This window comes from Sphingomonas sp. Leaf412 (assembly GCF_001425405.1).
Classification (GTDB): domain Bacteria; phylum Pseudomonadota; class Alphaproteobacteria; order Sphingomonadales; family Sphingomonadaceae; genus Sphingomonas.
In genome coordinates this window covers 92336-100610 of the sequence record NZ_LMQP01000004.1, presented here as the reverse complement: position 1 = coordinate 100610, position 8275 = coordinate 92336, and the positions used below count along the sequence as shown (strand labels likewise).

Below are 8275 nucleotides of genomic sequence, written 5' to 3'. Positions count from 1 at the left end.
GCGGTTGGGTTCCAGCGCCGACGCGCTGGTGAAATGCGCCATGATGACGACGGTCGGCGAACTGCGGCTGTAGCCGTTGCGGACGAGATACTTGTAGTCGTCGATCAGCCCGCGCTTCTTCATGATCTCGAAACCCGGTACCTGCGTGCGCTTCAGGCCGGTCAGGTAATCGTCGATATGGCCGGGATCGACCTCGATCGCGGTAATCTCCCACATGCCCCTGGTCGGCGTGTAGTCCGTCCACATGCGCGCACAGAGCGCCGAGCCGCCCGCCGTGGCCGCGAGCGCCGCGGCATAACCGATCGTACGAATCATGTCAGTTTCCCCCTTTCGCTTCGAAAGCGGAAGGAAGGGATCATGGTCGCGGCGCGGCCGCAAGCCGCTCGCTGCCCGTTTTGAGAACCGGCGGAGCGGGCGGGGTTCAGGCCGACAAGGCGGGATAGGGCGAACAGCGTCGCCGTCGTTCGACCCCCGTGGGGGTCAGCACCATATGGCCCAGCTGCTCGCGCACCAGGCCCAGTTCCTTCAGCAGCGCGATCAGGCCGCGGTCGCTGGTGCACGGCAGGATCATGCGCGACCCCGCGCTACGCGCCGACCACAACACGTCCGACAGCTGCTTTTCGTCGATCCGACCCATTCCACCCCCTGACACGGGTGAGCGGCTCCCCGTCGCCGCCACATTGCCGCGGTTCCCCAACCGCCCCGGTATAGCGCGCCTTCCTCACCGATTCGTCAATCGTCCGGGGTCGTTAGCCGCCGTTTTTGAGGTCGGGCGGAGGGATTCGCCCGATCAACCGACGCGATTGGCGACCAGATCGTCCACGACCGCGGGGTCGGCGAGCGTCGACGTATCGCCCAGCGCCGCGGTATCGCCCTCCGCAATCTTGCGCAGGATGCGGCGCATGATCTTGCCGGACCGGGTCTTCGGCAGGCCGGGCGCGAAATGGATCGCGTCGGGCGTCGCGATCCCGCCGATCTCGTTCCGGACCCACGCCTTCAGCGTCCGGGCCAGGTCGGACGACGGCTCCTGCCCGGTATTCAGCGTGACATAGGCGTAGATGCCCTGTCCCTTCACCTCGTGCGGCATGCCGACCACCGCCGCCTCCGCCACCGCGGCGTGCAGGACCAGCGCGCTTTCGACCTCCGCGGTGCCCATGCGGTGCCCCGACACGTTGATGACGTCGTCGACGCGGCCGGTGATCCAGTAATAACCGTCCTCGTCGCGACGGCAGCCGTCGCCGGTGAAATACGTGCCCGGATAGGTCGTGAAATACGTCTGGAAGAAGCGGTCGTGGTCGCCCCAGACGGTCCGCATCTGCCCCGGCCAGCTGTGCGTGATGCACAGGTTCCCGCTGGTCGCGCCGTGCAGCACCGCGCCGAATTCGTCGACCAGTTGCGGCCGGACGCCGGGCAGCGGCTTCGTCGCGGAACCGGGTTTCAGGTCGGTCGCGCCGGGCAGCGGGGCGATCAGCGCGCCGCCCGTCTCCGTCTGCCACCACGTATCCACGATCGGGCAGCGGCCATCGCCGACGACGTCGTGATACCAGCGCCACGCCTCGGGGTTGATCGGCTCCCCCACGGTGCCCAGCAGCCTGAGCGACGACCGGTCGGTGGCCTTCACCGGCGCGTCGCCCTCCTTCATCAGCGCGCGCAGCGCGGTGGGGGCGGTGAAGATCGTGTGGACCTTGTGCCGGTCCACCACCTGCCAGATACGCGACGCGTCGGGCCAGTTGGGCAGCCCTTCGTACATCAGCGTCGTCGCCCCGTTCGCAAGCGGGCCGTAGACGATGTACGTATGGCCGGTGACCCAGCCGATGTCGGCGGCGCACCACCACACGTCGCCCGCGCGATAGTCGAACACCAGTTCGTGCGTATACGCCGCCCACAGCAGGTAACCGCCCGTGGTGTGCAGCACGCCCTTGGGCTTTCCGGTCGATCCGCTGGTGTACAGGATGAACAGCGGGTCCTCCGCGTTCATCGGCTCGGGCGCGCAGTCCGCGGCGACGCCCTCCGCCGCCTCGTGATACCACAGGTCGCGGTCGCCCATCGCGACGTCCGCGCCGGTCGCCTTCACGACGATCACGCGTTCCAGCGTCGGGGCGCGATCGGCGGCGGCATCGACATTGGCCTTCAGCGCGATGCGCTTGCCCCCGCGCCGCCCCTCGTCCGCGGTCACGACCAGCTTCGATCCGCAATCCTCGATCCGCCCCGCCAGCGCGTCGGGGGAGAAGCCGCCGAACACGACCGAATGCACCGCCCCGATCCGCGCGCAGGCGAGCAGCGCGAACGCCGCCTCCGGGATCATCGGCAGGTAGATCGTGACGCGATCCCCCTTCGCGACGCCCTGCGCCTTCAGCACGTTGGCGAAGCGGCAGACCTCCGCGTGCAATTGCCGGTAGGTGAAGCGGCGCGGCTCCTCGTCCGGCGCGTCCGGTTCCCACAGGATCGCGACGTCGTCGGCCCGCGTGGCGAGGTGGCGGTCGATGCAATTGACGCTGGCGTTCAGCGTCCCGTCCGCGAACCAGCGGATGTGGAAATCGTCCGCGTCGAAGGACCAGTCGCCCGCCGTCGTCGGCGGCGTCGTCCAGTCCAGCCGCGCCGCCTGCTCCAGCCAGAACGCGTCCGGTTCCGCGACGCTGCGCGCGTAGAGCGCGTCATATCCCGCGGCGTCGACCCGCGCCGTCGCCGCCCATTCGGCCGGGACGGGATAGAGGTCTCGCGGCTGGGACATCACGCTTTCTCCTTCGTTGCGGCCTGATGCCCGGCGGAGCGGCGCGATGGCAAGGCCGACGTGGCGATTCGCGCGATCGTACCGCGCGTCGCCGCGGGCATTGATTGTGGACCGAACGGTCCATATATGCAGGCCATGGTGATCGGGAAGCAGGGCGCGGGCCGCCCCCGCGGATTCGACGAGGACGAGGTGCTCGATGCCGCGCTCCTCATCTTCTGGGACAAGGGCTACGAAGGCGCGTCGCTCGACGACCTGATGACCGGGATGAAGCTGACGAAGTCCAGCCTGTACAAGGCGTTCGGAAGCAAGGAGGCGCTGTTCCGCAGGGCCGTCGACCGGTACCGCCGCGACCATCTCGCCTTCCGGGCGGATGCGTTGGCGAAGGAACCGTCGCGCGCCATCGTCGCGGCGCTGCTGACCGGCATCGCCCGGCTCCACACCGGGCCGTCGACCCCGCCCGGATGCCTGGAAACCAACGCCGCGCTTGCCTGCTCGGACGACGGCGACGGCATCCGGGAGGCGTTGATCGGCAGCCGGGAGCGGTTTCGCCGACAGCTTCGCGACCGGTTCGACGCGCTCGGCGATGCGGCCGCCCTTCCACCGGGCCTGTCGAGCGACGAGACCGCCTCGTACGTCTTCGCCGTCATCCAGGGGATGGCGGTGCAGGCCAAGAGCGGCGCGTCGCGCGACACGCTGCTGGGCATCGTGCGCGCGACCATGCTCGCCTGGCCCGCCGCCTGATCCCGTCCGCCGATACCCCTTGTCCTGACCACCGATCGAGGAACGATCCCATGACCATCGAACAACGCCTGCAACGACTGGAGGACATTCGCGCGATCGAGCGGCTGAAATACGACTATGCCGCCTTCTGCGACGACGGTTACGATGCCGAAGGGATCGCCGGACTGTTCACCGAGGACGGCAGCTGGGTCGTCGACGGCGAGGGCGGGTCGATGAACGGCCGTGCGGAGATCGCGGCGCATTTCCGCGCCTTGCCGGCGCATATCACCTGGGCGCTGCATTTCGTCACGCAGCCGCGGGTCGACATCGCCGACGACGGACAGAGCGCCACCGGCCGGTTCTACCTGCTGTGCCTGTGCACGATCGACGGCGATGCGGTCGTGCTGACGCTGAACTACACCGACCGGTTCGAGAAGCGGGACGGCCGATGGATGTTCACGGAGCTGCGCGGCCGCACCCACCAGGTGTCGAACTGGGACCAGGCGTGGGTGAAGCAGCGCTTCCGCTGACGCCGCCGGATCGCGGCGCGGCGCCGTTTCGATCGCGCCGCGCGATCCGTCACGCCAGCCGATACGGGACCACGCGCCGCACGTCCGGCTCCACCACGATCCGGCGGTCGCTGGGCGGAAAGGCGCGCTGGTCGCAATCGGGGCGGGGGCACAGGCGGCAGGAGATGCCGATCGGGGTCGCCGCCCCGGCACGATCGACCGTATCGGCATAGACGAACCCGGATGCGTGCGTCGCCTCGCACCCCAGCACCACGGCGTAGCGACGCGCGAGCCGGTCGAAGCGGCCGGACGGTTTCACCAATCCCTTCGCCATCGATACGTAGCGGACGCCGTCGGGCGTCTCGGCGTGCTGGACCAGGATGCGGTCGGGGATCGCGACCGCTTCGTGCACGTGCCATAACGGGCAGGCGCCGCCGAAGCGCGCGAATTGCAGCCGCGTGGCGCTGTGCCGCTTCGTGATGTTGCCCGCCATGTCGACGCGGCAGAAGTAGAAGGGCACGCCCTGCGCCTCCGGGCGCTGGAGCGTGGAGAGACGATGACACGCCTGTTCGAAACTGACCCCGAACCGGCGCGACAGGCGGTCGATGTCGTGGCGCAGGTCGCGCGCGGCGGCACGGAAGGGGGCGTAGGGCATGAGCAGCGCACCCGCGGCGTAATTGGCGAGCCCGATCGCGAGCAGCCGCCGCGCCTCCGTCGTCGAAAGCCCGGCGGCCGCGACGATCGCGGCAATCTGGGCCGCGAAGGCGGTGGCGGCGAGGCGGTGGGCGATCAGGAAACGGCGCGTCTCCGCCGGTATCGTGGCGTTGAGCGTCAGCGTGCGCCCGTCGAAGCGCGCGAGCGGCGCGTCCTCGTCCGCGTCGGTGGCGAGGCGCATGTGGCCCGCGGCGAAGGCGGCGGGCCAGTCGGCGCCGCCGCCTTCGCGTGCGCTCAGTTCCTCCGCCGCGCGATCCAGGACATCGACGTAATTGCCCGCCTCGTGGAACCAGTCGCGCACCGCCTCCCACGGCAGGCGTGCGCCCGCCCCCGCGCTGAACGATTCCTCCGCCAGCGACAGGCGCTCCTCCGCCGCGCGGCGCGCGACGTGGAGCGCGATTACGCGATCCGCCACGTCGGGGCGCTCCTCCGCCAGCCGCGCCGCGTCGTCGGGTGCGATTGGGGGGAGGGCGGGGTCCTCCAGCGCCTCGGTCAGCGCGGCGAGGCGACGGGCGGGGCCCTCGCCCTCGATCGCGGCCAGCGCCTGCGGATAGTGGCGCGCCAGCGCGGCGGCGACCGCGCCGGTGAGCGGGCGGGCGTCGGTTTCCAGCTGCGACAGGTAGCTGACCGACAACCCGAGCCGCGCCGCCATCGCGCGCTGGTCCAGCCCCGCGGCCTGGCGGAGGGCGCGCAACGGGCGACCGGCGTAGAGACGTGGTTTCATTATCCTCCCCGTGCCGGGGAGGATAGTTCGCAACCCCATCCTTCGCAACTTCGCAACTTCGCATTTGCCCTTGCCGCCCGCGCGGGGCAGGACGGCGGCGAGCAGGAGAGCCGGATGTCCTCGACCATCGCCGAACTGGAAAAGAAACGCGCCGCCGCCCGCATCGGCGGGGGGCAGAAGCGCATCGATGCGCAGCATGCGAAGGGCAAGCTGACCGCGCGCGAGCGGCTCGACATCCTGCTGGACGAGGGCTCGTTCGAGGAACTCGACATGTTCGTCGAGCACAATTGCGTCGATTTCGGCATGGCGGAGCAGGTGTTCCCAGGCGACGGCGTCGTCACCGGATCGGGCACGATCAACGGACGGCTGGTGTTCGTGTTCAGCCAGGATTTCACCGTCTTCGGCGGCAGCCTGTCCGAACGCCATGCGCAGAAGATCTGCAAGATCATGGACATGGCGATGAAGGTCGGCGCTCCCGTCATCGGCCTGAACGACAGCGGCGGCGCGCGCATCCAGGAGGGCGTGGCGTCGCTGGGCGGCTATGCCGAGGTGTTCCAGCGCAACGTGCTGGCCAGCGGCGTCGTGCCGCAGCTCAGCCTCATCATGGGGCCGTGCGCGGGCGGCGCGGTCTATTCGCCGGCGATGACCGACTTCATCTTCATGGTGAAGGACTCAAGCTACATGTTCGTCACCGGCCCCGACGTCGTGAAGACCGTGACGAACGAGGTCGTGACGCAGGAGGCGCTGGGCGGCGCGGTGACGCACACGACGAAGACCAGCGTCGCGGACAATGCGTTCGAGGACGATATCGAAACCCTGCTGGCGGCGCGCGACTTCATCGACTTCCTGCCGCTGTCCAACCGCGAAGGCGTGCCCGAGCGGCCGACCGACGACCCGTGGGACCGCGTCGAGGACAGCCTCGACACCCTCTCCCCGCCAGCGCCAACCAGCCGTACGACATGCACGAGCTGATCCGGAAGGTCGTCGACGAGGGCGATTTCTTCGAGGTGCAGCCGGCGCATGCAGGCAACATCCTGACCGGCTTCGGGCGTATCGAGGGGCGCACGGTCGGCATCGTCGCGAACCAGCCGATGGTGCTGGCGGGCGCGCTCGACATCAATTCCAGCAAGAAGGCGGCGCGCTTCGTCCGCTTCTGCGACGCGTTCGATATCCCGATCGTGACCTTCGTCGACGTGCCCGGCTTCCTGCCCGGGACCGCGCAGGAGCATAACGGCATCATCAAGCACGGCGCGAAGCTATTGTTCGCCTATGCCGAGGCGACCGTGCCCAAGATCACCGTCATCACGCGCAAGGCCTATGGCGGCGCGTATGACGTGATGGCGTCGAAGCATCTGCGCGGCGACCTCAACTACGCCTGGCCGACCGCGGAGATCGCGGTGATGGGCGCGAAGGGCGCGGTGGAGATCATCTTCCGCGGCCGCACCCCCGACGAGATCGCGGCGCGCACTGCGGAATACGAGGCGCGCTTCGCCAACCCCTTCGTCGCGGCGAGCAAGGGCTTCATCGACGAGGTGATCCAGCCGCACTCGACCCGCCGCCGCATCGCGCTGGGCCTGCGGAAGCTGCGCGGCAAGGCGCTGGAGAATCCGTGGAAGAAGCATGACAACATTCCGTTGTGAACGCCTATCCTGCACATTATAAGGTCATGTGAAGGAGTGGCGACCATGCAGACCGAACGCGTGACCTTTCTGACGACCCCCGATCACAAGGCGGCGCTAGACGCCTTTGCGGCGAGCAGCGGCCGTTCGGTGGGGCACGTCGTCCGCGACGCGACGAGCCGGTACATCGCTTCGCCATCGACGGCGGACGAGGACGAGGAGGCCTTGGAACTCGCCCTTCCGGAACTGGAGCGATCGATTGAACAGATGAAGGGCACCATCGATGCGATGCGCGCGACGATCGCACGGACCTGCGCCGCGGTCGACGCCGCACTTGCGGGCGATCCGGCATGAGCGCGGGCGAGAAGGCGTTCGGGCTTATCAAGACCGCGCTGACGATGAAGGACCAGCTCGACGGACTGACGAAGGACCTCGACGCGCTCGGCAGTCGTATGACGCGACTGACCGACAGCCACGTTGCCCTGCGTGACCGGGTCGGACAGATCGAGGGGTTCCTGCGGGCCGCGACCGGCGCGCCGTTCGCCGGCCCACCTCAAGCAAGGATTGAAGAATGAAACTGGGCCGCCTCAACCACGTCGGCGTCGCGACGCCGTCGATCGCGGCGTCGATCGAGACCTATCGTCTCCTGCTCGGCGCCGACGCGATCGGGGAGCCGTTCGACCTTCCCGCGCAGGGGGTGAAGGTCTGCTTCATCGACGCCCCCAATACGCAGGTCGAACTGATCGAACCGTATGACGAAACGTCGCCGATCGCGGGGTTCCTGAAGAAGAATCCCGCGGGCGGGCAGCATCACGTGTGTTTCGAGGTGCCGGACATCGACGCCGCCGTCGCGCACCTGAAGGGCAACGGCGCGACCGTGCTGGGGGAGCCGCGCATCGGCGCGCACGGGACGCCGATCGTGTTCGTCCACCCGAAGGATTTCGGGGGGATGCTGGTGGAACTGATGGAGACGCCGAAGGCGGCGCACTGACGAACGGCGGTCCGTCCGAGACCGCATACAGGAGAGACAGCATGGCCGAATACGAAACGATCCTGACCGAGCGGAAGGGCGATGTCCTCGTCCTCACGCTCAATCGCCCCGAGCGGCTGAACGCGGCGTCGATCCAGCTGGCGGACGACCTGACCGTGGCGCTGTACGATCTTCAGGGTGCGCGCGCCGTCCTCCTGACCGGCGCGGGGCGCGCCTTCTGTTCGGGCGCGGACCTTCAGGCGCGCGGCGGCGACAGCGTGGTGAAGG

The 8275-nt window shown here is 68.8% G+C and carries 10 protein-coding genes and 1 pseudogene; 7 read left to right on the top strand and 4 right to left on the bottom strand.

Going from position 1 to position 8275, the window contains the following annotated elements; genetic code table 11:
• From ASG29_RS14745 to acs, 3 genes are all read right to left on the bottom strand, one after another.
• Positions 1 to 315 (bottom strand): hypothetical protein (locus tag ASG29_RS14745; RefSeq protein ID WP_200932543.1); only part of this gene is annotated, 315 nt, incomplete at its 3' end.
• Between the two features lie 106 nt (positions 316 to 421).
• Positions 422 to 637 carry a hypothetical protein gene (locus ASG29_RS14740; protein WP_055985973.1) on the bottom strand — a complete coding sequence of 72 codons (216 nt, stop codon included), beginning with the start codon at positions 635 to 637 and terminating at the stop codon, positions 422 to 424.
• 153 nt (positions 638 to 790) lie between these two features.
• Positions 791 to 2731 (bottom strand): acetate--CoA ligase, encoded by a 1941-nt coding sequence (acs, locus tag ASG29_RS14735; protein WP_055985970.1) that lies wholly within the window; start codon positions 2729 to 2731, stop codon positions 791 to 793.
• A gap of 135 nt (positions 2732 to 2866) precedes the next feature.
• Here acs and ASG29_RS14730 point away from each other — a divergent pair, with 135 nt between their 5' ends.
• Together ASG29_RS14730 and ASG29_RS14725 are read left to right on the top strand one after the other, a co-directional pair.
• On the top strand, positions 2867 to 3472 hold the full coding sequence (locus ASG29_RS14730) for a TetR/AcrR family transcriptional regulator (protein ID WP_055986562.1): 606 nt from the start codon (positions 2867 to 2869) through the stop codon (positions 3470 to 3472).
• A 50-nt stretch (positions 3473 to 3522) separates the two neighbouring features.
• On the top strand, positions 3523 to 3981 hold the full coding sequence (locus ASG29_RS14725) for a nuclear transport factor 2 family protein (RefSeq protein ID WP_055985967.1): 459 nt from the start codon (positions 3523 to 3525) through the stop codon (positions 3979 to 3981).
• A gap of 49 nt (positions 3982 to 4030) precedes the next feature.
• Here the strand turns inward: ASG29_RS14725 and ASG29_RS14720 are convergent, their stop codons facing one another.
• The gene (locus tag ASG29_RS14720) at positions 4031 to 5398 is read right to left on the bottom strand and encodes a helix-turn-helix domain-containing protein (RefSeq protein WP_055985963.1); all 1368 of its coding nucleotides are present in this window, start codon (positions 5396 to 5398) and stop codon (positions 4031 to 4033) included.
• Between the two features lie 114 nt (positions 5399 to 5512).
• On the opposite strand from ASG29_RS14720, the pseudogene ASG29_RS14715 reads away from it, so the two are divergent.
• From ASG29_RS14715 to ASG29_RS17620, 5 genes and pseudogenes are all read left to right on the top strand, one after another.
• Positions 5513 to 7038: pseudogene (locus ASG29_RS14715) on the top strand (acyl-CoA carboxylase subunit beta).
• A gap of 45 nt (positions 7039 to 7083) precedes the next feature.
• Entirely contained in the window at positions 7084 to 7371 is a 288-nt protein-coding gene (locus ASG29_RS14710) for a hypothetical protein (protein WP_055985959.1), read from the top strand.
• Positions 7368 to 7592 (top strand): hypothetical protein, encoded by a 225-nt coding sequence (locus ASG29_RS14705; protein WP_055985955.1) that lies wholly within the window; start codon positions 7368 to 7370, stop codon positions 7590 to 7592. The genes ASG29_RS14710 and ASG29_RS14705 overlap by 4 nt, the downstream gene beginning before the upstream one ends.
• On the top strand, positions 7589 to 8008 hold the full coding sequence (gene mce, locus ASG29_RS14700; protein WP_055985952.1) for a methylmalonyl-CoA epimerase: 420 nt from the start codon (positions 7589 to 7591) through the stop codon (positions 8006 to 8008). Before ASG29_RS14705 ends, mce begins: the two co-directional genes overlap by 4 nt.
• A gap of 41 nt (positions 8009 to 8049) precedes the next feature.
• Positions 8050 to 8275 (top strand): enoyl-CoA hydratase-related protein (locus tag ASG29_RS17620; RefSeq protein ID WP_235532947.1); only part of this gene is annotated, 226 nt, incomplete at its 3' end.